Here is a 22,961-nt window from a genome sequence, read left to right as displayed (position 1 = left end):
ACTCTCTTCACAAATACCCCGTCGGGTATTACGACATAATCAGGCCACCATCAATGTTGATGGTTTGTCCGGTAAGATAGCGTGCATCGTCAGAAGCGAGGAAGGCGACCAGCCCGGCGACATCTTCTGGTTTACCCGCGCGTTTCATGGGGATGCCTTTAACCCATTCCGCCATCAGTTCACCTTTGTCATAGCGTTTTTCATCGGTGCTGAGGATCTGCCCCCATACGCGGTCGTTGTAATCCCACATTTCGCTTTCGATGATCCCCGGACAGAAGGCGTTGACGGTAATGTTCCACGGTGCCAGTTCATGCGCCAGGCTTTGCGTGATGCCAATCACGCCCATTTTGCTTGCGGCGTAGTGCGGGGTATAGATAAAGCCCTGACGTCCCTGGCCGGAAGAGGTATTAATCAGGCAGCCGTGATTCTGTTTAACCATATATTTCGCCGCTTCCCGACAACAGAGCCATACGCCTGTGGTATTGACGGCGAGGGTTTTCTCAAAATCCGCTTTCGGCATTCGGTCAAAGTAATCGATGGTGATCACGCCCGCGTTCTGGATGGAGACATCAATCGAGCCAAAGCGCGCAGCCGCCTGCTCATACAATGCCTGTACCTGCTCTTCGTTAGTGACATCAACCTGTAGCGATAAAATGTCAGCCTGGTAACGCTGGCGCAGCTGTTCTGCCGTTTCGTGAACGCGCTCAGCGTTGGAGACCATCACCAGGTTCGCGCCGTCCCGGGCGAAACGTTCGGCGATGCCTGCGCCAATCCCCCGGCATGCACCGGTGATGACGACCGTCTTACCATGAAAATCACGTTGCATATTTCTTTCCCCTGTATAAGCCGGACAGTCGATGCCCGGCGCAGTGATGCTACTTAACTGGATACGGTATTTGCCGAGGGTGCAGTCGCCTGTTTCTCTTCATGGCGACGCATCAGAATGACTTTGTTCTGTAGCTTTTGCTGGAACTGGTCAACAACCACGGCGGTGACAATAACGACGCCCTTAATGACCATTTGCCAGAAATCGCTGACGCCCATCATCACCATGCCATCGGCCAGAAAGACGATGACGAAGGCCCCGATGATGGATCCGGATACCCGTCCGCGACCGCCGGCGAGTGCGGTTCCACCCAGAACGGTGGCCCCGATGGCGTCCATCTCAAACATGTTGCCGGTCATCGGGTGCGACGTTTGTAACTGAGACGCGACAATCAGCCCAACAAAGGCGGCGCACAACCCGGAGAAGGCGTAGACGAAAATTTTCGCTTTGACGATAGGCACGCCGGCGAGTCGCGCGGCGGATTCGTTACCGCCAATCGCGTAGATATAGCGACCGAGCGGGGTTTTGGTGGTTATCCAGTAGCCCAGGACCAGGAAGGCGATCATCAGCCAGATGGGCAGGTAAATCCCGAGCAGCGTGCCGGAGCCCAGGGTGGCAAAACCGGTATTGCCCAGCGCCTCCATACCGTTAAGGTTGGGGTAGGTGCTGCCGTCGTTAAACAGCAGGGCAGAGCCCCTGGCAACGTACATCATGCCGAGGGTACAGATGAAAGGCGCAACGCCAAAGCGGGTGATGACCGCGCCATTGACGAATCCAACGAGAACGCCAAAGATGGCGACGCAGAGGATAACTTCCGGCACGTTGAAGAAGATGATGTTCCCGCCCCAGATGGGCAAACCATTGGTGAGTAACGCGCCCGCCACCATGCCGCAGATGCCGGCAACGGCGCCGACCGACAGGTCAATGCCGCCAGTCAGGATAACCAGCGTCATCCCAATCGCCAGTAAGCCGGTAATGGCAACGTGCTGGGTCATAATCAGCAGGTTAGATGTGGTCAGGAAATTCGGTACCATCACGCTGAAGAATGCGATGACCAGCAGCAGAGCGATAAACGTTCTGGCCTTCAGCAGGTACATGTAAATCATATATTTCTGGTTCATGATGGATTCCAGCCTGATTAATCTTGCGGTGTAGAAGCCGCGATCAACTTCTCGCGGGTGACTGCATGACGGGGGACATCAGCGGTGATCCGGCCATCAGCCATCACCAGAATGCGGTCCGCCAGCGCCATCACTTCGTCCAGCTCTGATGAAGAGAACATCACTGCCAGCCCTTGTTGCGCCATTTTGCCGATAAGGTGATACACATCCGTTTTCGCCCCCACGTCGATGCCGCGGGTCGGCTCATCAAGGAACACCACCTGCGGCTGCGTCATTAACGCTTTACCCAGCACCACCTTTTGCTGGTTTCCACCGCTGAGTGAGGTGATGGGCAGTTCGGGATCGCTCACTTTGATGGCAAGTTGCTGAATCATCTCCTTCACGCTGTCCTGTTCTTTGTGCGGGTTCAGCCATTTCCAGGCCCGGCGAAAACCCTGCAGGCTGAGGTCAGAGAGCGTCATATTGGACTGAATCGACATCATCTGAACGACGCCTTCGCCCTGTCTGTCTTCCGGCACCAGCGCCAGCCCTTTTTTTAGTCGTGACTGAAAGTGGGCGTTATCGATGCACTCGCCGTTGAGTTGAACGCTGCCGCTCTGGCAGGGCATCAGGCCCACCAGACCTTTGAACAGTTCGGTACGTCCGGCGCCCAGCAGACCGTAGATCCCAATCACCTCGCCTTTATTCAGGCTAAACGACACGTCATTGAGCTTATAGCCGCCGCTGGAATGGAGCGCTGTCAGTCCCTGCACCGCGAGAACCGTGTCGCCTTGCGGGGCCGGTTGATAATCGAAGTGTTTTTTCTTATCACCCACCATCTGTTCGATGATCCACGGAATGCTGGCATCGCTGACCGGACGCTCGCTAATAAAACGGCCGTCGCGGAAAATGGTGATGTAGTCACCAATTTCCATGAGTTCTTCCAGGCGATGGGAAATATAGATAATGGTGACGCCGCGGCGCTTGAGCTGTTCAATCACGTTGAACAGGATTTTGACTTCAGACTGGCTCAGCGCGGAGGTCGGTTCATCCATGATTAAGACGCGCGTATCTTTCGAGAGCGCGCGGGCAATCTCGACCAGTTGCTGATGGCCGATCCCCAGTTCTTCTAAGGGTGTATACGGATCAACATCCAGTTCCAGTCGCTTGAGCAGGCTTTGCGCCAGCGCGTACTGATATTTTTCATTAATTTTCCCTTTCTGAAAAAACTCATTAGCCATGAAAATATTGTCCATGACATTCATATTCGGGAATAAATTCAACTCCTGAAAAATAATACTGATACCCAATTTTTCGGCCTGATGCGTCGAATTCATCGAAACAGGGGTACCATCCAGAAAAATTTGACCGGAGGATGGGGTTTCGACACCAGCAAGCATTTTCATCATGGTGGATTTACCCGCACCATTTTCTCCGATCAGAACATTCACTTTATTCCGATATACCCGATAATTGACGTTATCTAATGCCACCACGCCAGGATAGACACGAGACAGGCTATGGGTTTCGATAATCACTTCCGATTCGGCGGGCTGGGGAGCGACGATATCTTGCTGTTGCATGTTATTGTCCTCCTGCCGGTTCAATTTTTGCGGGCGTAATATCAGGGATCGTCTGAGGAATATCCCAGGCAGAAAATACGCCATACACTTGCGTGGGTTCGCCGGTTTTAAGTTGGGTTGCCTGAATCATTTTTATCGCCTGGTCGTTAATGGCGCGGCCATACTCGCCAAATAAGACCTGGTCGTTAAAATCACCATAAGTCGCGCCTTTATAGGCGTCACGTAATTGTGTGCCGCGTAGCGTTGGACCAATCTGAACAATAATATTGCTACCGCTTTTATCCGCGACGGTCATTTTCCCGCTGCGGGAGGCGGTATCGATCGTGCCAATTTTGCCTTCGACTTTGACGTAAAAGATGCAGGGGTTCTCTTCCTGAGCGCGATAGCCCAGCTTTTTACAGGCACTATCGAAATCCTTCTCGGCCTGTAAAGCAGCCATTAAATCTGCCACCGGACGAGCCTGCCCAACAATTTGCGGCACAATTTTGTTTTGCCACGTTTGGTCTATATTGGACATATGGGGATTAGGCGGAGATTTGAGATCCGCAAGCTCCTGCTGCGAGACAATGCGGCATCCCCCTACGGTCAATACGACCAGCGCCAGCCAGGCTTTTTTAGACATAATGTTCTCCTCTGCGCCTCCTAAGAGGCGCAACTACCCGAGATCAGGACTTGATATTGAAATCCTGTACTTTATCTGCGTTATCTTTGGTGATGAGAATGCCGCGGAACATGACGCGCTGTTTCTCTGGTTTCACCCCTTTTTGCAGGTAGTTATCCAGATCGGTCACGCCTTGTGCGGCGATAGCCTGAGCCTGCAGCATGACGGTGGCCTGCAATGTACCGGCTTTCACCGCATCGCGTTCATCGTTGCTGCCGTCAATGCCGACGACCACAACGTCATTGCGATTTGCGGCTTTCAACGCGGCGATTGCGCCCAGCGCAACAGGACCGTTACCGCAGATGACGCCTTTCACATCCGGGTGGGCTTGCAGAATGCTGTCCATGATTCGCTTACCGTCGATAAGCGTGCCTTTCGCATCCTGTTTGGCGACGCTGACCATATCCGGGAACTGGTCAATAACCTGGTGGAAAGATTTCGAACGGGTAACACAGTTATTATCGGCGAGGTTACAGGTCAGCTCGGCGTATTTCCCTTTTTCCCCCATTTTCTCAACGAAAACGTTGGCAACTTCAGAACCTGCCTGGAAGTTATTATGGGTAATTTGCACTAGCGCCACATCATCAACGGGAATTTCGCGGTTGATTAATATGACGGGAATACCGGCTTTTTTCGCTTTTTCAATGGCTGCAACACTGGCCGTTGAATCCGCATTATCCAGAACGATGCCCTGAACTTTTTTGCCGATAGCGGTATCAATCAATTCATTTTGTTTTTTTACATCTTCGCTGTGCGACAAAATTGTGGTTTTGTAGCCTAACTCCTGAGCTTTTTCACTGGCGCCTTTGGCTTCCGACGCGTAATACGGATTATCCAGTGAATTCACCATAATCATAATTGTCCCTTTCTCTGCAGCATGGGCAGTAAAAGACAAAGCGGTCAGGGTTGCAGCGGTTAACAGCGTTAAACGTAATTTCATGACAATGTTCTCTCTGTGTTGTTATTGTCGGGTACGGTGAAACAACGTAAAGCATGAATTCTTATAAAGCAGGGCTAATGGTCCGGAGTTCTCCTTCTGTTAATGAGTCGGGGTGTCACGCATCTTCCCTGGTGAGGCGTCAGGCGGACGGGGCCGGTTTCCATAGTGTTCTGTTCACCGCATTACGCCACTCCTGCCATCTTTTTTGCAGGCGATGATGGCGGGCCATATCGGGCTGAAATGCGCTGTGTACGGTTAAAAAGGCTTTTAAATCAGTGAGCGAGCCAGGGTGGAGCGCTTTGCGTGCCAGTAACGCGGCGCCAATGGCCGACAGTTCAGGCACATCGCTGCGCATCACCGGACAACCCAGCAGGTCTGCCTGGTACTGCATTAACCAGTCATTCTTTGTCGGGCCGCCGTCAACCATCAGCGCCGACAAACTGAAGTCTTCATGTTGCTGCATGGCGACCACGACATCGGCGATTTGATAGGTAATCGACTCAAGGGCCGCGCGGATCAGATGGGCTCGTTTGACGCCGCGACTCAGTCCGCAGATCACGCCGCGCGCGCTGTCATCCCACCAGGGGGCGCCGAGCCCGGTTAATGCCGGGACGAAGTACACGCCCAGGGTTGACTCAACGGAGGCGGGGAGCGTATTCAGTTCATGAGCCAGTTCGGCGTCAGAAAGTTCGCTCAGGCCGGTGCTATCTGCCATCCACGCCACCGCATCGCCGGTGTGCGGAATATTGCCTTCCAGGCCGTAAATGATGTTCTCACCATCGTGCCAGGCAATGGTGGTCGCCAGCGCGCCAATATCGCACTGGGCAGAAGTCACCGGCGCCATTACGGAGGATCCGGTGCCGTAAGTGGCCTTGACGCACCCCATCTCGCCGAGGGCATGACCAAACAGCGCGGCGTGCGAGTCACCGACCATCGACATCACCGGGATACCATCCGGAATGCCGTTCAGGCCACGGGTATAACCAAATAATCCACTGGAGGGTTTAATTTCCGGTAGCGCGGCGCGAGGGATGTGGAACAGTTCCAGCATAGTGTCATCCCACTGCCCGGTGTGCAGATTGAGCAACTGGGTGCGGGCCGCGTTAGAGTAGTCGCAGCTGAAGGCCTCGCCGCCGGTTAAATTCCACAGCAGCCAGCTGTCGATAGTGCCCAGACAGATTTTCCCCTGGGCCGCAAGCTGCGGGCCATCCGCTACCGACTCCAGCAGCCAGCGCATTTTTGAGGCGGAAAAAAGCGGCGCAATTGGCAGGCCGGTGGTGGTCTTGATCAGGTGTTCTTTGTGCTCGTGACGCAATTCTTCGCAGTACGCCGCACTGCGTGTGCACTGCCAGGTGATGGCGGAATTCAGCGGTTTACCCGTCTGGCGATACCAGCCAATGGCGGTTTCACGTTGATTACTGATAGCCAGGGCCACGACGTTGTCGGCGCCGACGTGACTTATTGCTTTCGCAATCACATCGAGCGATGCATCAATCAATACCTCGCCGGATTGTTCAACCCAGCCTTCACGCGGAGTCTGAATGGCCAGCGGTTGAGAAAATTTGGCGACCACCACGCCCTGAGCGTCCAGGGCGACCGCTTTGGCGTTGGTGGTACCTTCATCCAGCGCAATGATGAACTCTTTCTTTGCTGCACACATAGATTGATTATCTCCTGAGTCACATTGCGTCCCGGCGTTAAAGGGAAAAGGGCCTCCCTCACTGTCGCGTCATTACTTAATCAGGCTTGATTGTGACATCGTGTATTTTTACTGTCTGAATATATATTCGATGCTGATTATTTATTTAATACCTTAGCCAGAATCTTTCAGTTGGGCTATAGAAAAAATCATCAATTGTGCTGAGAATCACACTTACACAGCGGGAAGAATATCAGGTTCACGCGATAGTAGCGCGGAGGTGAATCCTTTCAGTTTGTTGAAATATAGGGATTTTTATACGGTCTTTGCGGCGAACTCTTTTTTCGCAAAGACCGAATATGTGGGAGGGATCAGGCTGTTACTAACATCCGCGCGGTAGGATAATCGGTGATCAATACGTCGATATAGCCCCCGTTCAGCGCTCCTTTGATGGCAGCAACTTTGTCAGTTCCTCCCGCCAACGCCACGACATTGGGGCATTTTTTGACTTTATCTAGCGCCATGCCAATGACCGGATCTTCATCATCCTGTAAGACCGGCTGACCGTTTTTGTCGTAGTAGTGCAGGCAGATATCTCCTACGGCACCGCGATCGGCCAGTACCTGTAACATATCTTCGTGGTAGTAGTTACCCGACGTTTTAAGCAACTGGGACGGTTCCAGGATCCCCACCCCCACGATGGCGATATCGACATTATCGAAACGCGAGATCACCTCGGCGACATCCTTGCTGGCGATAAGCCGATTTTTCTCCTCAACCGATCCCTCAATGCTTTGCGAAGGGAGCAGCCAGGCCTCGCAGTTAAGATGTTGCGCCAGCGTCTGGGTTAAAATGGTGGCCTGCACATTGCCGTTTGGCCCGACGCCGCCGAGTAGCTGGATAACGCCGCCGGCTTTCAGATTCTGGGTATGCACTTCGTCAACCATTGCCCGGATGGTTGAACTCCATGAGGAGACGCCCACCAGATCTTTGGGCCGCAGGCGGGTTTCAAGATAATGGGCGGCGGCGGAACCGATGGCGCGTTTGATACTGTGGTCGGTGGCATCGTCTTCGGTATCCACCACGATCGCCTGTTTGAGTCCGTAACGATCTTCGATCCCTTTCTCAAGATTCAGGAAGATATTTGAGGGCTGTACGACGCTGATTTTTACCACCCCTTCTTTCTGACAGCGGGTAATGGCTCGGGAGATAAACGACTGAGAAAGCGAGAGAAGCTGAGCGATATCGGACTGTTTACGTCCTTCAAGATAGTAAAGGGTGGCGATTTTAACCAATAGCCGTTGTTCGTCCTGCTTAGCCATATATTTCCCCGAAAATCATTTACGTACAGCCATTATCTTAGAAACTTTTATCATACGCGAAAACAAAAGCCAGGTAAGTGTGATAAAGCTCTAACTTTAACCAATCCTCAAAAACAGGGATGGACAAATACGGAAATGTGGTTGCATAATTGAATAAAGAATCATTTGTGAATATATATTCATAGTGATTTCAGGTCAACTGATTATTCCCGACGTCAATGTGGTCGCGGTGAGGAGGCAGAATGTTCCTGAGTAAGAGACCGTGGCGTAAGCCGTGTGATGCGAAGCAAAGGGATTTCTGGTTTTTTTAGTCCCTGATGGAATAAATATTCCATATTGAAAATAAATTCAGAGGTGTTAAATGAATCCCTGGCACTATGATATCCAGACTCTTGAGCGCACAGCGCGAGCGGTGCGCCGTCACATCGTCAAATTAAACGCCTACAGCCCGGCAGGAGGGCATACCGGTGCGGACCTGTCTCAGGTTGAACTGCTCACCGCACTCTATTTCCGCATTTTGAATGTCGCCCCGGATCGCATCGACGATGAGGAGCGTGACATCTACATTCAGTCCAAAGGCCACGCGGTAGGCTGCTACTACTGTGTTCTGGCGGAGGCGGGGTTTTTCCCTGTTGACTGGCTGAGCACATACCAACATGCCAATTCTCATCTTCCGGGCCATCCGGTGCGCCAGAAAACGCCAGGTATTGAACTGAACACCGGCGCGCTGGGTCACGGTTTGCCTGTCGCGGTGGGGCTGGCGCTGGCGGCGAAGAAAAGCAACAGTGCCCGTCGTATCTTCTTAATTACCGGCGATGGTGAGCTGGCAGAAGGTAGCAACTGGGAAGCTGCGCTAGCAGCGGCGCATTATGGACTGGATAACCTGGTGATCATCAATGACAAGAACAATCTCCAGTTGGCCGGACCCACGCGTGAAATCATGAACACCGATCCGCTTGCGGATAAATGGCGTGCCTTCGGCATGCAGGTCACTGAATGCCAGGGAAATGATATGGCGTCGGTCGTCAGTACGCTGGAAGGCCTGAAGCAGGAAGGGAAACCAAACGTCGTGATTGCCAATACCACAAAAGGCGCAGGTATCTCGTTTATCCAGGGGCGTCCTGAGTGGCACCACCGGGTGCCGAAAGGTGAAGAGATTGAACTGGCTCTGGAGGAGTTGAAAGATGAGTAATGCAGAACACCTCGCGAACGTCATGGTTCAGGCGTTTATCGATGCGGTAGAAAATGGCGTTGATCTGGTGCCGGTCGTCGCTGACTCAACATCCACCGCGAAAATAGGCCCCTTCATTAAGCAGTTCCCGGACAGGCTGGTCAACGTGGGGATTGCCGAACAAAGCATGGTCGGGACGGCGGCAGGGCTTGCGCTCGGCGGAAAGGTTGCGGTCACCTGTAACGCGGCGCCATTCCTGATTTCCCGCGCGAATGAGCAAATCAAAGTTGACGTTTGCTACAACAATACCAACGTGAAGCTGTTTGGTCTGAATGCGGGGGCCAGCTATGGTCCGCTGGCGAGCACGCACCACGCGATTGACGATATCGCCATTATGCGTGGATTTGGCAATATCCAGATCTTCGCCCCCTCTTCACCGCGAGAGTGTCGACAGATAATCGACTATGCCCTTGGCTACAAGGGGCCGGTGTACATTCGCATGGACGGAAAAGCGCTCCCTGAACTGCATGACGAGAGCTATCGTTTTGTGCCGGGTGCCGTAGTGACCTTGCGTGAAGGCGACTCGCTGGCGCTGGTGGCGACAGGTTCTACCGTCCACGAAATTGTTGATGCGGCCGCGTTGTTAGCCGATTCCGGTATTCAGGCGACGGTGGTAAGCGTACCGTCCATTCGTCCATGTGATACCCAGGCATTGTTAGCGGCAGTGAAAGGCTGTAAAGCGGTGATCACCGTTGAAGAGCATAATATCAACGGTGGACTGGGAAGCCTGGTGGCGGAAGTCCTGGCCGAAGCAGGCACTGGCGCGGTTCTGAAGCGCTTAGGGATCCCGGATGGTGAATACGCGGCGGCGGCTGACCGCGGCTGGATGCGCCAGCACCACGGTTTTGATGCACAGTCGATTGCGGCCCAGGCGCGGGAAATGCTTTGAAGGTTAACGCGTTGCTACGGTAACGACATGGCTATCGGAAGCGAGCCACTGTACACGCCAGATCTGGTCGAACGCCCGTAATCTCATCTGGTCATGTTGAACGTCCAGAATGCGATAGTGCATGAATCCGCAGCCTGTCTGCGATAGCCCCTGGGTTGCCTTAAAGGCGCTCTCTTTGGCGGAAAACGCCAGCGTGAGCGCCTGTTCAAAAGGTAATCCGCTCTCTGCAAGTCGTGCTTTTTCTGCCTCCGAGACGATACTGTTTGCCAGTTCTGCCGCTATCTGCGTCGTAAATACTTCCTCTCTATCCACCCCGACAGGCTGGCGGGAAACCACCGCCAGTGCGGTAGTCGCGCAGTGGCTGATGCTGCCAAACAGACCTTGCGGCCATAACGGCTGCCGTTGTTCGCCCATTCCCGGCACGTTTTTATGCCCCAACTCGCGTAGCGCATGGACGGCGGCAATACGACCAGCCAGGTGTTCGGCTTTCCGCTTACGCCCGGCATGTGCCAGTTGCGCATAATGAGGAAGCCACAGCAGATCGTGCTCGTGGAAGGTGTCCGGTTCGAAGGTCACACAATGCAACGTGTGGTAAGCCAGAGTGAGAAGGGAGTGAGTTGTCTGCATCGCGTCATTAAAACCAAAACCCCTCCTCCGGGTGGAGGAGGGGAGTGGACATCAGAAGTGCGTGTTAACGCTCATGTACCACGTACGGCCCGGTTCGTTATAGGTGTACGCACCCGCGCCACGCATATAAGAAACATCCGTTGTACTGCCGGTAGTCTGCGCATTGCCTTCACGCCATAGACGTTTATCGAAGACGTTATCCACGCCGCCGGTCAGGCTGACATTTTTGGTCACGTCCCAGGTCGCGCTCAGACCCACGATGCTGTACGGACTGATGGATTGTTTATCCGAGCCTGTCACCGGTTTACCCTGGTAATCGTATTTCTTCGGCTCTTGTTTGCCATACCAGGTAAAGGTGGATTGCAGAGAAACGTCCTGATGTACCTGCCAGCTCAGCGTTGAGTTCAGCGTGTACTCCGGAATAATCGACAGGCGTTCGCCGGTCTCTTTGTTTTTGCTCTGCAGCATGTAGGTGATGTTGTTGGTCCAGTTAACGGTGCTGCTTACCGGTACGTTCAGCGTCCCTTCCAGCCCTTCGACTACCGCTTTAGGCACGTTCTCCCACTGATAGATATCGGTGTAGGTGGTTTTGCCTTTGTTGGTAATCGATGTGCGGTCCATGGGTACCGTACCGGCTTCAATCTTGTTGCGATAATCGTTACGGAACCAGGTCACACCCGCCAGCCAGCCATCACGTTTGAATTCAAGACCAATCTCTTTGTTGACGCTGGTTTCCGCTTTCAGATCGTCGTTACCCATCATGTAGCAGCCGATGCCGGTTGCGGCGCCCGTGGCGTAACAGCCCTGGCCTTTACTGTACAGAATGTAGTTTGGGTTGGTCTGATACAGGCTTGGCGCTTTGTAAGCCCGCGCGATGCCCATCTTCAGGGTGAAATCATCGCCCAGCCCCTGTGACAGGTTTAGCGATGGACTCCAGTTGTCGCCCACGATGCTGTGGTGATCGAAACGCAGACCCGGCGTCAGCATGGTGCTGTCGGTCAGCTCCATGTTGTTCTCAGCAAACAGCGAGAAAATTTCCGCTTTCGAATACGGGCTGCGGTCGGTGCTGCTGGAGCCCGGAATTTCACCGCCCATAAAGGTTTGCGAATTGGAGAGCATATCCTTCATGCGCTGCTGGGTCCATTCGGTGCCCAGCGTCAGGTTCTGATTAACCAGGAAATCGAACGGCAGGCTGACTTCACTGTGCAGCGTGACGTCGTTCAGGTCGGCATCAACATATTTCTGTGACGCTTTCGGGTCGAAGATCCCTTCAGTTCCCCCCGCGAGGCCTTCCGGCGTACGGGAGTTGCGCGTGTGTTCGTACTGAACCCAGTTGGTGGTGGTGACGCCGTTATCCCAACCGCCGTTCCAGGTCAGAGAGTAGTTCTGGCGGTAGAGACGGTTGGTCTCTTCGCCATAGTTATCTTTCACCAGTTGGTTGGTGTTGGTGTTCTGCGTGTCCCCGGCGTACAGGTTACCCTGACGGCTGTAACCGGCTTCCAGTTCAATCGACTGCATCGGTGCGAAGTCCCAGCGCACCACGCCGTTAATGTCTTTATTGATGACGCCTTCACGACCGGCTGGCAGCGTGTCGGAATAGGTGCCGGTACGTTCAGACTGGTGACCCTGGTTGATGTTACGCGCATCGGCCTGTGTTTTATCCAGATTACCGAACAGGCGGAAGCTGAAATCCCCGCCCAGCGGGCCATTGAGGGTAAAGTTAGTGCGTTTGGTCGCCCCTTCCTCTTTGTGTTCCGGCGCGTTGAAATAGGTGTTCCAGGAACCGTGCCACTCGTTACTGCCTTTTTTAGTGATGATATTCACCACGCCACCGGCGGCACCGTTACCGTAACGCGCGGCGGCAGGCCCGCGCAGGACTTCAATGCGTTCGATCATCTCGGGGGGGACCCACGAAGTATCGCCACGGGTATCACGCTCGCCGCGCCAGCCGAGACGCACGGAATTACGGCTGGTCACCGGTTTACCGTCGATCAGAATCAGGGTGTTTTCGGGTCCCATACCGCGAATATCAATCTGACGGTTGTTGCCGCGCTGACCGCTGGTTGAGTTACCGGTCAGGTTTACGCCAGGCATGGTACGGATGATTTCAGAGACGTCGCGAGCGGGAGGGTTTTTGCGAATTTCATCTGCGGTGATAGTCGACACGCCGGGGGCCTGCAAGTTCTGCTGGGCGGCGGTGACCACGATGGTATCTTCATGAGAGACCGCGGTGCTATCTGTTGTTTCTTCTGCCATCGCAGGCAGCGCTACCCCGTAAATCCCTAAGTTGACCAATAAGGCCAGGGAATGAATCTTCTTGTTCATTGTATTTCCTGCTTTTCTTTAGCCACGTGTACCAGACGCCTGAGATCGGTATCCGGCCCGATGTCGCCCGCCTCTGCGAAAACCCTCCATTCCAGAAAAGCCCGCAGCGCGGTTGGTTAAAAACTGTTCGCGCTTCCCACAGCGCGTCAATACGCTATTGCAAATGCAAATAGTTATCAATAATATTATCAATATATTTCATCTATTAATAAAAAAATTCACAGTAAACATGGGGTTATGACGGTGACGGCGTTAACGGTAGGCAGTGAGGCCTGGTGGCAGTCAAAAAACGGTCCGCAATGGGCGCGTGAAGCAGACGGAAATTACCGGGTGACCTTCTGGTGGCGCGACCCGCAGGGGAGTGAATTTCACTCAGCCATTCAGCGAGTCTGGGTGTATATCACCGGCGTTACCGACCATCACCAGAATGTCTTTCCTCAGACGATGCAGCGCGTTGCCGGAACGGATGTCTGGCAGTGGCAGACCGTTTTAAGCGCCAACTGGCGCGGTAGCTACTGCTTTATTCCTTCTACGCGGGACGATACGTTTGCGTCGCTGAAGGCGGATGAAGCGCTGGATCGCACGGCGTTACGCGAAGGCTGGCGACAGCTGTTACCGCAGGCGATTGCCGATCCGCTTAATCCTGTTAGCTGGAAAGGCGGGCGAGGGCACGCTGTTTCGGCGCTCGAGATGCCGCAGGCCCCTGCGCAACCGGGCTGGGACTACCCGCAAACGCCTGCGTCATCGCCGGTGGTTCTGCACTGGAACAGCGCGCGCCTGGGTAATACGCGCCGGGTGTGGGTCTTTACGACGGGCGATGCGCAACCAGGCGAACGCCCTCTGGCGGTTCTTCTCGACGGGCAATTCTGGGCGCAGAGTATGCCCGTCTGGCCCGCGCTCACTTCACTTACCCGGCGTGGTCAACTTCCACCGGCGGTGTATCTGCTTATTGATGCCATTGATACCGCGCACCGCGGTCGTGAACTGCCCTGCAATGCGGATTTCTGGCTGGCGGTTCAACACGAGTTATTGCCGCAGGTCCGGGCCATCGCGCCGTTCAGCGATCGTCCGGAACGCACGATCGTTGCGGGGCAAAGCTTCGGTGGCCTGTCATCGCTGTTTGCCGGGCTGCACTGGCCGGAACGCTTTGGCTGCGTGCTCAGCCAGTCCGGCTCTTACTGGTGGCCCCATCGCGGTGGCCACCAGGACGGACTGATTATTGAACAGCTTAACGCCGGCACGCTGTCCGCGCAGGGACTGCGGATTGTCCTCGAAGCGGGAGTCCGTGAACCGGTTATCTTCCGGGCAAATCAGGCGCTTTACGCGCAACTACAGACGACACAGCAGTCGGTTTTCTGGCGTCAGGTTGACGGCGGACATGATGCGCTTTGCTGGCGTGGCGGTCTGATGCAGGGGTTAATTGACCTCTGGAAGCCGCTGCTCTGAGCGAGCGATTTTCCACGACAGGAGTTGAGTATGGAATTCAGTAATCCCTTCGATAATCCGCAGGGACAGTTCTACATTCTGCAAAATTCGCAGCAGCAGTTTAGCCTCTGGCCACAGCACTGCGCATTACCTGCCGGCTGGCAGGTGGCGTGCGAACCGCAGTCTCAGGAAGCTTGCGAGCAGTGGCTGGCGCGTCACTGGACCACGTTAATTCCCGGCCATTATGCCGTTTCTCAGGAGGCGCAATGAGCCCACGTTTACCGCTTGTCGCCGCACAGCCTGGCATCTGGATGGCCGAAAAACTCTCCACATTACCTTCCGCCTGGAGCGTCGCACACTATGTGGCATTAACTGGCGAACTGGATGCGCAGATGCTGGCGCGCGCGGTGGCCGCTGGCATGCAGCAGGCCGATACGTTACGGATGCGTTTTACCGAGGATAACGGCGACGTCTGGCAATGGGTGGATGAATCTTTTACGTTTGCCGAACCGCTGATTCTCGATCTCCGCACTGCAGCGAACCCACATGACGCCGCGCTGGCGCTGATGCAGGCCGATCTCCAGCAAAATCTGCGCGTCGACGGCGGTAAGCCGCTGGCGCATCATCAATTGATTCAGGTCGGCGATCGCCAGTGGTACTGGTATCAGCGCTATCATCATTTACTGGTTGATGGCTTCAGTTTTCCGGCGATTACCCGCCAAATTACCGCAATTTACAGCGCATGGCGTCGGGGTGAAGCGACGCCTGATTCCCCCTTCACGCCGTTTGCCGAGGTCGTGGAAGAGTATCAGCAGTATCGCCAGAGTGAAGCCTGGCAGCGTGACGCCGCGTTCTGGGCCGAGCAGCGTAAACAGCTTCCGCCACCGGCATCGCTTTCACCGACTCCGCTGCCCGGGCGTGCGGCAACGTCAGAAATTTACCGTATGAAGCTGAATGCGCCACAAGGCGCGTTTCGCCACCTGGCAGCGCAACTGCCTGACGTACAGCGAACCGATCTGGCGCTGGCGCTGGTAGCGCTCTGGCTGGGACGCCTGTGCAGCCGGATGGAGTATGCGGCAGGCTTTATCTTTATGCGCCGCATGGGATCGGCAGCGCTGACTGCCACCGGACCGGTACTCAACGTGTTACCGCTGGGCGTGCGTATAGATGCCGGAGAAAGTCTGGCGGAACTGGCAAAACGACTGTCCGAGCAGCTTAAGAAAATGCGCCGTCATCAACGTTATGATGCAGAGCAAATCGTCCGCGACAGCGGACGGGCTGCGGGGGAAGAACCGCTGTTTGGCCCGGTGCTTAACGTCAAAGTATTCGACTATCAGTTGGACATGCCGGGTGTTTCAGCGCAAACCCATACGCTGGCGACGGGGCCGGTGAACGATCTGGAACTGGCACTGTTCCCGGATGAAGAGGGGGGCCTGAGCATTGAGCTTCTCGCCAACCAGCAACGTTATGATGAAGCGACGCTCAAACAGCATGCATCACGTCTGATGGCGCTAATCGAACAGTTTGCCGCCAACCCTGCTCTGTGCTGCGGTGATGCCGATCTGCTGCTTCCGGCTGAATATCAGCAGATTGCGCAGGTTAATGCCACGGCGGTTGATATCCCTTCCACGACGCTGAGTGCGCTGGTAGCGGAACAGGCGAGCAGAACGCCGGACGCTCCCGCGCTGGCGGATGCCCGCTATCAGTTCAGCTACCGCGAAATGCGCGAACAGGTGGTGGCGCTCGCCGGTGTGCTGCGCGAACGCGGTGTGCAACCGGGCGACAGCGTCGCGGTGGCCTTACCGCGTTCCGTATTTCTGACGCTGGCGCTGCACGGGATTGTTGAAGCCGGCGCGGCCTGGTTACCGTTAGACACCGGTTATCCGGACGATCGTCTACGGATGATGCTGGAAGACGCGCAGCCGAAGCTGCTGATCGCCACGGCGGAACAGCTATCGCGCTTTAGCGACATTCCGGGACTGGAAAGCCTCTGCTATAACGAACCGCTGGCGGCAGGCGATAGCGCGCCGCTGGGGTTATCGCAACCGCAGCATACGGCGTACATTATCTTTACCTCTGGTTCAACGGGCAGACCGAAAGGGGTGATGGTCGGGCAAACCGCCATCGTTAACCGTCTGCTGTGGATGCAAAACCAGTACGGGCTGACGGCGAAGGACGTGGTAGCGCAGAAAACGCCATGCAGCTTTGACGTCTCGGTGTGGGAATTCTTCTGGCCGTTTATTGCCGGGGCGAAGCTGGTGATGGCTGAGCCGGAAGCACACCGCGATCCGCTTGCCATGCAGCGTTTCTTTGCCCACTACGGGGTAACGACGACCCACTTTGTGCCGTCGATGCTGGCGGCATTCGTCGCCTCGTTGACGCCAGAGAGCGCCGGTGAAAGCTGTGCAACGTTAAAGCATGTCTTTTGCAGCGGCGAAGCCTTACCCGCCGATTTATGCCGTGAGTGGGAGCAACTGACGCATGCCCCGCTGCATAATCTGTATGGTCCAACGGAGGCGGCGGTTGATGTCAGCTGGTATCCAGCCTGGGGCGATGAACTGGCAAAGGTCACCGGCAGTAGCGTACCGATTGGCTTCCCGGTGTGGAATACCGGACTGCGGATCCTGGATGCGATGATGCATCCGGTCCCCATCGGTGTAGCGGGCGATCTCTACCTGACCGGTATCCAACTCGCTCAGGGTTACCTTGGCAGACCGGACCTCACGGCGAGTCGCTTTATCGCCGATCCGTTTGCGCCAGGAGAGCGGATGTACCGCACCGGAGACGTTGCGCGCTGGCTGGAAAACGGGGCGGTGGAGTATCTGGGACGCAGTGACGATCAGCTTAAGATCCGCGGTCAGCGTATCGAACTGGGCGAGATCGATCGTGTCATGCAGGCATTGCCTGACGTTGAACAGGCGGTGGTTCACGCCTGTGTCTTTAATCAGGCGGCGGCAACGGGGGGCGATGCCCGCCAACTGGTAGGGTATCTGGTCTCGCAGTCAGGCCTTCCGCTCGATATTCCCACTCTCCAGGCGAAGTTGCGTGAGAAACTCCCGTTGCATATGGTACCCGTGGTGTTACTGCAACTGGCGCAACTGCCGCTCAGCGCCAACGGCAAGCTGGATCGTAAAGCGTTGCCGATGCCGGAATTAACGCCGCGTGCCAGAGGGAGAGCCCCGCAGCCGGGCAGCGAAACGACGGTGGCTCAGGCATTCAGTGAACTGCTGGGCTGTGACGTCAACGACGTTGAGGCTGATTTCTTCGCGCTGGGGGGGCATTCGCTGCTGGCCATGAAGCTGGCAGCGCAACTGAGCCGGACCTTCGCCCGTCAGGTGACGCCGGGGCAGGTCATGGTGGCTTCAACGGTGGCGCAGCTGGCGGCGCTGCTGGATGCGGACGATGACGCACAGACGCAGCGTCTTGGGTTTGAAACGCTGCTGCCGCTGCGTAAAAGCGACGGCCCGACGCTGTTTTGCTTCCATCCGGCATCGGGATTTGCCTGGCAGTTCAGCGTACTGTCGCGCTATCTCAGTCCACAGTGGTCGATTACGGGGATTCAGTCGCCGCGTCCACAGGGGCCGATGCAGACGTCAGCCAATCTGGACGCGGTCTGCGAACACCATCTGGCGACGCTCCTTGAACAACAGCCGCATGGCCCGTATTACCTGTTGGGCTATTCGCTTGGCGGCACGCTGGCGCAGGGTATTGCCGCACGTCTGCGGGCGCGGGGTGAAGCGGTCGCTTTCCTCGGTCTGCTGGATACCTGGCCGCCGGAAACGCAAAACTGGTCAGAAAAAGAGGCCAATGGACTCGACCCGGAAGTGCTGGCGGAAATTGATCGTGAGCGGGAGGCGTTTCTGGCCGCGCAGCAGGGGAACGCGTCGGGCGAATTGTTTAGCACCATTGAAGGGAATTACGCTGATGCCGTCCGCTTACTCACCAGCGCGCACAGCGTCCCCTTTGATGGCCGCGCGACGCTGTTTGTTGCCGAGCGTACTCTGCCGGATGGCGTAAGCCCGGAACGCAGCTGGGCGCCGTGGATTGCGGAGCTGGAGGTGTATCGTCAGGACTGCGCGCATGTGGAGATTATCTCCCCATCCGCCTTTGAAAATATCGGCCCTGTCATCGCCGCGTGCTGTGATAAATATAAGTATAGCTGATTAATAATTCGATTTCTAAGCATCCCTCGTAACAACGCGCCAACAACGCGTCATAGTTACGGGGGATCTTTTATTGCGATAATTCCTTGTATTAAGAATATTACCTTCAGGAGGGTAACTTCTGAATTTAGCTTTAGCCATGCATTAGTGTTTCGGAATATTATGGGGGTTTGTTACGCTGTTAGCAGGAATTAGCTTTCATGGAACATGCAACAGGACGTACAGTATGCCGTCACTTAATATTAAGCAGAGCAAAAATACGGAGTTTACTGGTTTTCCGTTGCCCCACTCTCAGAGTAATGAAATCGATTTATTAAAGCTGATTGATATTTTATGGCAGGCTAAAAAACGTATTATTGCGTGTACGCTCGCGTTTGCGTGCGTGGGATTATTCGTCACGTTCTTTTTGCCGCAGCGCTGGACCAGTGAAGCCGTGGTGACGCCTGCCGAATCAATCCAGTGGCAGGATCTGCAGAGAACGCTGACGGGATTACGTGTTCTGGACCTTGATATCAAAGTCGATCGTAGTCACACCTTCAATCTCTTTATCAAGAAATTTCAGTCGTCTTCACTACTGGAGCAATATTTACGCTCATCTCCATATGTAATGGATCAATTAAAAGGCGCGGAAATCAATGAACTGGAATTGCATCGGGCCATCGTCGCGCTGAGTGAAAAGATGAACGCGGTGGACAGCAATGCCGGAAAGAAAAATGAAACGGCGCTGTATACGTCCTGGGTGTTGAGTTTTACGGCCCCGGTCAAAGAAGAGGCACAGCAGGTTCTGGCGGGGTATATCCGGTTTATTGCTGATATTGTGGTGCAGAATTCGCTGGAAAATATCCGCAATCAGCTGGAGGTCAAAACACGTTTTGAGAAAGAACGTCTGGCACTGGACCGCGTGAAACTTAAAAATCAACTGGATACAAATATTAAACGACTCAATTATTCACTGGAGATTGCCAATGCAGCCGGAATTAAAAAACCGGTTTACAGCAATGGCCAGGCGGTGAAAGACGATCCTGATTTTTCTATTTCTCTGGGCGCCGATGGGATCCAGCGAAAGCTGGAAATTGAAAAATCGGTAACGGATGTGGCTGAACTGAATGCTGAATTAAAAAACCGGCAGTATTATGTTGAGCAACTGGAATCCGTCAATATCCACGACGTGAAGTTCTCGCCGTTCAAATACCAGCTTGAGCCATCATTACCGGTGAAAAAACAGGGGCCGGGTAGAACGATCGTGGTCGTGTTGGCGGCAATCATGGGAGGAATCGTGGCCTGTGCTGGCGTGCTTCTCCAGCATGCGATGGTCGCGCGTAAAATGGATGACGCCACTGTCAAAGAACGTCTGGTCTGACAGACGGCCGGAAGGTTCAGCACCTTCCGGCGATCGATTAACGACGGCCCAGCGGCACCACCAGCGGTGTGTCCGCCACTGGATCGTCGATAATCATGCAGCGTAACCCATAGATTTTCTCAATCAATTCCGCCGTGACGATCTCCTTTGGTGCCCCCTCAGCGACTATTTTTCCTTCCCGCAACGCGATCAAATGGGTGGCGTAGCGGCAGGCCTGGTTGAGGTCATGCAGCACGGCGGCGAGGGTATAGCCTTTCTCGCGGTTCAGTTCGCTCAGTAATTCCAGCAGATCAATCTGATGGCTGATATCAAGCCAGGTAGTCGGTTCATCGAGCAGCATGATCGACGTTTCCTGCGCCAGCACCATCGCTATCCATGCGCGCTGGCGCTGACCACCGGACAGCGTATCCACGCTTTGACCGGCCAGATGCGTAATGCCGGTGGCGCGCATTGCCTGCGTCACGGCATCTTCATCTTCTTTACGCCAGCGAGTAAAAAGCGGTTGATGCGGATAGCGTCCGCGCGCCACCAGTTCCTGCACGGTGATATCGCCCGGCGTCGTGGCATTTTGCGCCAGCAGGCCGATGCGCCGGGCCACTTCTTTACTCGGGTAACGTTGGATAGGCTCGCCGTCCAGCCAGACGTGACCGTTTGTCGGCGTCATCAGCCGACTGAGGGTCCGCAAGAGCGTCGATTTCCCGCAGCCGTTTGGCCCGATAATGGCCGTGAAATGGCCATCGGGAATGGTGACGTTAAGGTCTTCGGCAACGGTGAATTTTCCATAACCCAGCGTTAACTGGTCGCCACGCAAACGGGCTACTGATTCGGTCATTTTTTGCGGGACTCCTGAATTAACAAGGCGATAAGGTAAATACCGCCGATGCTCACGGTGACCACACCCACCGGAAGCTGATAAGGCATAAACAGTTGCTGCGCGCACAGATCGGCCGCCAGCAGTAATAGCGCGCCGCAGAGTGCGGCCTGGGTTAATCCCCAACGCGCGGTGCCGCTCAGGCGACGGGCGATATGTGGCGCAACCAGCGCGATAAAGGAAATGGGGCCGGCCAGTGCGGTGGCTGCCGCGGTTAATGCCACGGCGACCAGCATCATGGCGAGTCGCGAGCGCTCCACGCTGACGCCCAGCGCGCAGGCGCTGTCATCACCCATCTCCAGCAGACGCATGCGGCGCACCAGCAGTCCGGCACCTACCAGCATGAGGATAATGATCGGTGCGGAAGGCCAGGTTTTCGCCCAGGTCAGGCCGTTAAGCGACCCGGCGTTCCACAATCCGGCGGTCAGTGCAGTGTCCAGCGAAGCCTTCAACAACAGCCAGGTGTTAAACGCAAACAGCATGGCGCGAATGCCGATGCCGATAATGATCAGGCGGAAGGTTTCAATACCGTTGCGCCAGGCCAGCAGCCAGACTACCAGCGACGTCAGAATACCGCCGGCCATCGCCGCCAGCGCGATAGCGGTCAGATGCTGACCAAACAGCACCATTGCGACCAGTACGCCGCTCCAGGCTCCGGTATTAAAGCCCATCACGTCCGGGCTGCCGAGCGGGTTGCGCATCAGGGACTGAAAAATCGCGCCGCTGACGCCGAGTGCCGCGCCAATCAGCAGCGCCATCAACACGCGCGGCAGGCGCCATTCGGTCACGACCATCGTCAGACTGCGCGGCGCATCGCCGGTTAAGGCGGCAATAATTTGAGGAATTTCCAGCGGCAAGGCACCGCTACGCAGGCCCCAGAGAGCGAAGAACAGGCAGCCGACCGTCAGTAACAGGCACGCGATCAGCAGGCGACGCGATACGTACATCATGCGGCACCTCGCGGACGACGACGAACCAGAAAGATCAGCACCGGGGCGCCAATAAAGGCGCTCACTACCGACACGCGCAGCTCGCCGGGAACAATCAGGCGGCCAATGATATCGGCAAAAAGCAGCAGAACAGGAGTGGCGATCAGCGTCACGGGGAGCGACCAGCGGTGATCGGCGCCGACCAGCCAGCGCGACATGTGCGGCATCATCAGGCCGATAAACGCAATCGGTCCGACAATCGCCGTGGCGCTGCCGCATAAGACAGTGATGGCTAGCAGGCCGATGAGCTGCGTGCGTGCGACTTTGCTGCCAAGCGCCGTGGCGGTATCACTTCCCAGACTCAGGCTGTTCAGCGCCCGGCTGAGCATCAGCGCAGTAGCACCGGCAATCAGTACCGGCACAATAACCACTTTGAGCGTTTGGAGGTTGCGGATATCCAGTGAACCGGCCTGCCAGTAGCGAAGACTATCGTAGACGTCCGGGTTTAACAGGGAGATACCGCTGGTGAGACCTTCCAGAACGGCGGCGAGCGCAACGCCCGCCAGCGTCAGGCGCACCGGACTTAACTGACCGCCGCCCTGGCTGCCGGTAAATGCCACAACCAGCGATGCCACCAGCGCGCCGATAAAGGCCATCACCAGTTGTTCCTGCGGTGTGGAAAAGCCGAACAGCGCCGCGCCCAACACAATGGCAAAACTGGCTCCGGCGTTCACGCCAAGCAGACCCGGGTCGGCCAGCGGATTACGGGTGAGCGTTTGCATCAACGCGCCAGCAAGTCCCAACGCACCGCCCGCCAGCAGTCCCGCCAGCGTTCGCGGCAGACGGGCATCCAGCACGATAGTGCAATCAGCACTTTGACAGGTACCGGTGAGCGCTTGTGCAACCACGGAGATGGGCAAGGATTTTGCGCCGATGATCAGACTTAATGCCGTGGCGATAACCAGTAATAACAACAATCCGGGCACGGCAATGGCACGCGTCACGGAAACAGAACATGACATATCAACTTCCCTGATAATGATAGTAATTATCGTTATCGATCTTATTTG

At 55.5% G+C, this 22,961-nt stretch carries 18 protein-coding genes; 6 read left to right on the top strand and 12 right to left on the bottom strand.

Going from position 1 to position 22,961, the window contains the following annotated elements; translation table 11 throughout:
- Positions 1-28: 28 nt before the first annotated feature.
- The 7 genes from GBC03_23065 to GBC03_23035 form a co-directional block, all read right to left on the bottom strand.
- Complete coding sequence (locus GBC03_23065) at positions 29-826, bottom strand: SDR family oxidoreductase (GenBank protein ID QFS72879.1); 798 nt, start codon at positions 824-826, stop codon at positions 29-31.
- Positions 827-879: 53 nt separating this feature from the next.
- Complete coding sequence (locus tag GBC03_23060) at positions 880-1,947, bottom strand: ABC transporter permease (GenBank protein QFS72878.1); 1,068 nt, start codon at positions 1,945-1,947, stop codon at positions 880-882.
- Positions 1,948-1,964: 17 nt separating this feature from the next.
- Positions 1,965-3,509, bottom strand: coding sequence for an ATP-binding cassette domain-containing protein (locus tag GBC03_23055; protein ID QFS72877.1), 1,545 nt, complete (start codon positions 3,507-3,509; stop codon positions 1,965-1,967).
- A 1-nt stretch (position 3,510) separates the two neighbouring features.
- Positions 3,511-4,131 (bottom strand): DUF2291 family protein, encoded by a 621-nt coding sequence (locus tag GBC03_23050; protein ID QFS72876.1) that lies wholly within the window; start codon positions 4,129-4,131, stop codon positions 3,511-3,513.
- Between the two features lie 43 nt (positions 4,132-4,174).
- Complete coding sequence (locus GBC03_23045; protein ID QFS72875.1) at positions 4,175-5,110, bottom strand: substrate-binding domain-containing protein; 936 nt, start codon at positions 5,108-5,110, stop codon at positions 4,175-4,177.
- Between the two features lie 139 nt (positions 5,111-5,249).
- The gene (locus GBC03_23040) at positions 5,250-6,770 is read right to left on the bottom strand and encodes a carbohydrate kinase (protein ID QFS72874.1); all 1,521 of its coding nucleotides are present in this window, start codon (positions 6,768-6,770) and stop codon (positions 5,250-5,252) included.
- Positions 6,771-7,120: 350 nt separating this feature from the next.
- Positions 7,121-8,071, bottom strand: a complete 951-nt coding sequence (locus GBC03_23035; protein QFS72873.1) for a sugar-binding transcriptional regulator — start codon at positions 8,069-8,071, stop codon at positions 7,121-7,123.
- Positions 8,072-8,432: 361 nt separating this feature from the next.
- On the opposite strand from GBC03_23035, the gene GBC03_23030 reads away from it, so the two are divergent.
- Both GBC03_23030 and GBC03_23025 read left to right on the top strand, forming a co-directional pair.
- Positions 8,433-9,263 carry a transketolase gene (locus GBC03_23030; protein ID QFS72872.1) on the top strand — a complete coding sequence of 277 codons (831 nt, stop codon included), beginning with the start codon at positions 8,433-8,435 and terminating at the stop codon, positions 9,261-9,263.
- The gene (locus GBC03_23025; protein QFS72871.1) at positions 9,256-10,191 is read left to right on the top strand and encodes a transketolase family protein; all 936 of its coding nucleotides are present in this window, start codon (positions 9,256-9,258) and stop codon (positions 10,189-10,191) included. The genes GBC03_23030 and GBC03_23025 overlap by 8 nt, the downstream gene beginning before the upstream one ends.
- Before the next feature lie 3 nt (positions 10,192-10,194).
- On the opposite strand, the gene entD is transcribed toward GBC03_23025, so the two are convergent.
- On the bottom strand, positions 10,195-10,818 hold the full coding sequence (gene entD, locus GBC03_23020) for an enterobactin synthase subunit EntD (GenBank protein ID QFS72870.1): 624 nt from the start codon (positions 10,816-10,818) through the stop codon (positions 10,195-10,197).
- Positions 10,819-10,869: 51 nt separating this feature from the next.
- The gene (locus tag GBC03_23015) at positions 10,870-13,143 is read right to left on the bottom strand and encodes a TonB-dependent siderophore receptor (GenBank protein QFS72869.1); all 2,274 of its coding nucleotides are present in this window, start codon (positions 13,141-13,143) and stop codon (positions 10,870-10,872) included.
- 237 nt (positions 13,144-13,380) lie between these two features.
- Here GBC03_23015 and fes point away from each other — a divergent pair, with 237 nt between their 5' ends.
- The 4 genes from fes to fepE all read left to right on the top strand — a co-directional run bounded on the left by fes (position 13,381) and on the right by fepE (position 20,091).
- Positions 13,381-14,589, top strand: a complete 1,209-nt coding sequence (gene fes, locus GBC03_23010; GenBank protein QFS72868.1) for an enterochelin esterase — start codon at positions 13,381-13,383, stop codon at positions 14,587-14,589.
- A 30-nt stretch (positions 14,590-14,619) separates the two neighbouring features.
- Entirely contained in the window at positions 14,620-14,838 is a 219-nt protein-coding gene (locus tag GBC03_23005; GenBank protein QFS72867.1) for an MbtH family NRPS accessory protein, read from the top strand.
- On the top strand, positions 14,835-18,731 hold the full coding sequence (gene entF, locus GBC03_23000) for an enterobactin non-ribosomal peptide synthetase EntF (GenBank protein QFS72866.1): 3,897 nt from the start codon (positions 14,835-14,837) through the stop codon (positions 18,729-18,731). The genes GBC03_23005 and entF overlap by 4 nt, the downstream gene beginning before the upstream one ends.
- Before the next feature lie 226 nt (positions 18,732-18,957).
- Entirely contained in the window at positions 18,958-20,091 is a 1,134-nt protein-coding gene (fepE, locus tag GBC03_22995) for an LPS O-antigen length regulator (GenBank protein ID QFS72865.1), read from the top strand.
- 37 nt (positions 20,092-20,128) lie between these two features.
- On the opposite strand, the gene fepC is transcribed toward fepE, so the two are convergent.
- The 3 genes from fepC to fepD are packed head-to-tail and all read right to left on the bottom strand — an operon-like array spanning position 20,129 to position 22,913.
- Complete coding sequence (fepC, locus tag GBC03_22990; GenBank protein QFS72864.1) at positions 20,129-20,923, bottom strand: iron-enterobactin ABC transporter ATP-binding protein; 795 nt, start codon at positions 20,921-20,923, stop codon at positions 20,129-20,131.
- Entirely contained in the window at positions 20,920-21,912 is a 993-nt protein-coding gene (gene fepG, locus GBC03_22985) for an iron-enterobactin ABC transporter permease (protein ID QFS72863.1), read from the bottom strand. Before fepG ends, fepC begins: the two co-directional genes overlap by 4 nt.
- A complete protein-coding gene (gene fepD / locus GBC03_22980; protein QFS72862.1) occupies positions 21,909-22,913 on the bottom strand; it encodes a Fe(3+)-siderophore ABC transporter permease in 1,005 nt (334 codons plus the stop codon). The genes fepG and fepD overlap by 4 nt, the downstream gene beginning before the upstream one ends.
- Positions 22,914-22,961: the final 48 nt, after the last annotated feature.

Source organism: Citrobacter telavivensis, assembly GCA_009363175.1.
Classification (GTDB): Bacteria; Pseudomonadota; Gammaproteobacteria; order Enterobacterales; family Enterobacteriaceae; genus Citrobacter_A; species Citrobacter_A telavivensis.
The sequence above is the reverse complement of the archived record's forward strand: the minus strand, read 5'-3'. Positions and strand labels throughout refer to the sequence as shown.

Bases quoted from the DNA above. Each gene is read 5' to 3' on its own strand.
- GBC03_23065 (QFS72879.1), bottom strand. From the start codon at position 826: ATGCAACGTGATTTTCATGGTAAGACGGTCGTCATCACCGGTGCATGC.
- GBC03_23060 (QFS72878.1), bottom strand. From the start codon at position 1,947: ATGAACCAGAAATATATGATTTACATGTACCTGCTGAAGGCCAGAACG.
- GBC03_23055 (QFS72877.1), bottom strand. From the start codon at position 3,509: ATGCAACAGCAAGATATCGTCGCTCCCCAGCCCGCCGAATCGGAAGTG.
- GBC03_23050 (QFS72876.1), bottom strand. From the start codon at position 4,131: ATGTCTAAAAAAGCCTGGCTGGCGCTGGTCGTATTGACCGTAGGGGGA.
- GBC03_23045 (QFS72875.1), bottom strand. From the start codon at position 5,110: ATGAAATTACGTTTAACGCTGTTAACCGCTGCAACCCTGACCGCTTTG.
- GBC03_23040 (QFS72874.1), bottom strand. From the start codon at position 6,770: ATGTGTGCAGCAAAGAAAGAGTTCATCATTGCGCTGGATGAAGGTACC.
- GBC03_23035 (QFS72873.1), bottom strand. From the start codon at position 8,071: ATGGCTAAGCAGGACGAACAACGGCTATTGGTTAAAATCGCCACCCTT.
- GBC03_23030 (QFS72872.1), top strand. From the start codon at position 8,433: ATGAATCCCTGGCACTATGATATCCAGACTCTTGAGCGCACAGCGCGA.
- GBC03_23025 (QFS72871.1), top strand. From the start codon at position 9,256: ATGAGTAATGCAGAACACCTCGCGAACGTCATGGTTCAGGCGTTTATC.
- entD (QFS72870.1), bottom strand. From the start codon at position 10,818: ATGCAGACAACTCACTCCCTTCTCACTCTGGCTTACCACACGTTGCAT.
- GBC03_23015 (QFS72869.1), bottom strand. From the start codon at position 13,143: ATGAACAAGAAGATTCATTCCCTGGCCTTATTGGTCAACTTAGGGATT.
- fes (QFS72868.1), top strand. From the start codon at position 13,381: ATGACGGTGACGGCGTTAACGGTAGGCAGTGAGGCCTGGTGGCAGTCA.
- GBC03_23005 (QFS72867.1), top strand. From the start codon at position 14,620: ATGGAATTCAGTAATCCCTTCGATAATCCGCAGGGACAGTTCTACATT.
- entF (QFS72866.1), top strand. From the start codon at position 14,835: ATGAGCCCACGTTTACCGCTTGTCGCCGCACAGCCTGGCATCTGGATG.
- fepE (QFS72865.1), top strand. From the start codon at position 18,958: ATGCCGTCACTTAATATTAAGCAGAGCAAAAATACGGAGTTTACTGGT.
- fepC (QFS72864.1), bottom strand. From the start codon at position 20,923: ATGACCGAATCAGTAGCCCGTTTGCGTGGCGACCAGTTAACGCTGGGT.
- fepG (QFS72863.1), bottom strand. From the start codon at position 21,912: ATGATGTACGTATCGCGTCGCCTGCTGATCGCGTGCCTGTTACTGACG.
- fepD (QFS72862.1), bottom strand. From the start codon at position 22,913: ATGTCATGTTCTGTTTCCGTGACGCGTGCCATTGCCGTGCCCGGATTG.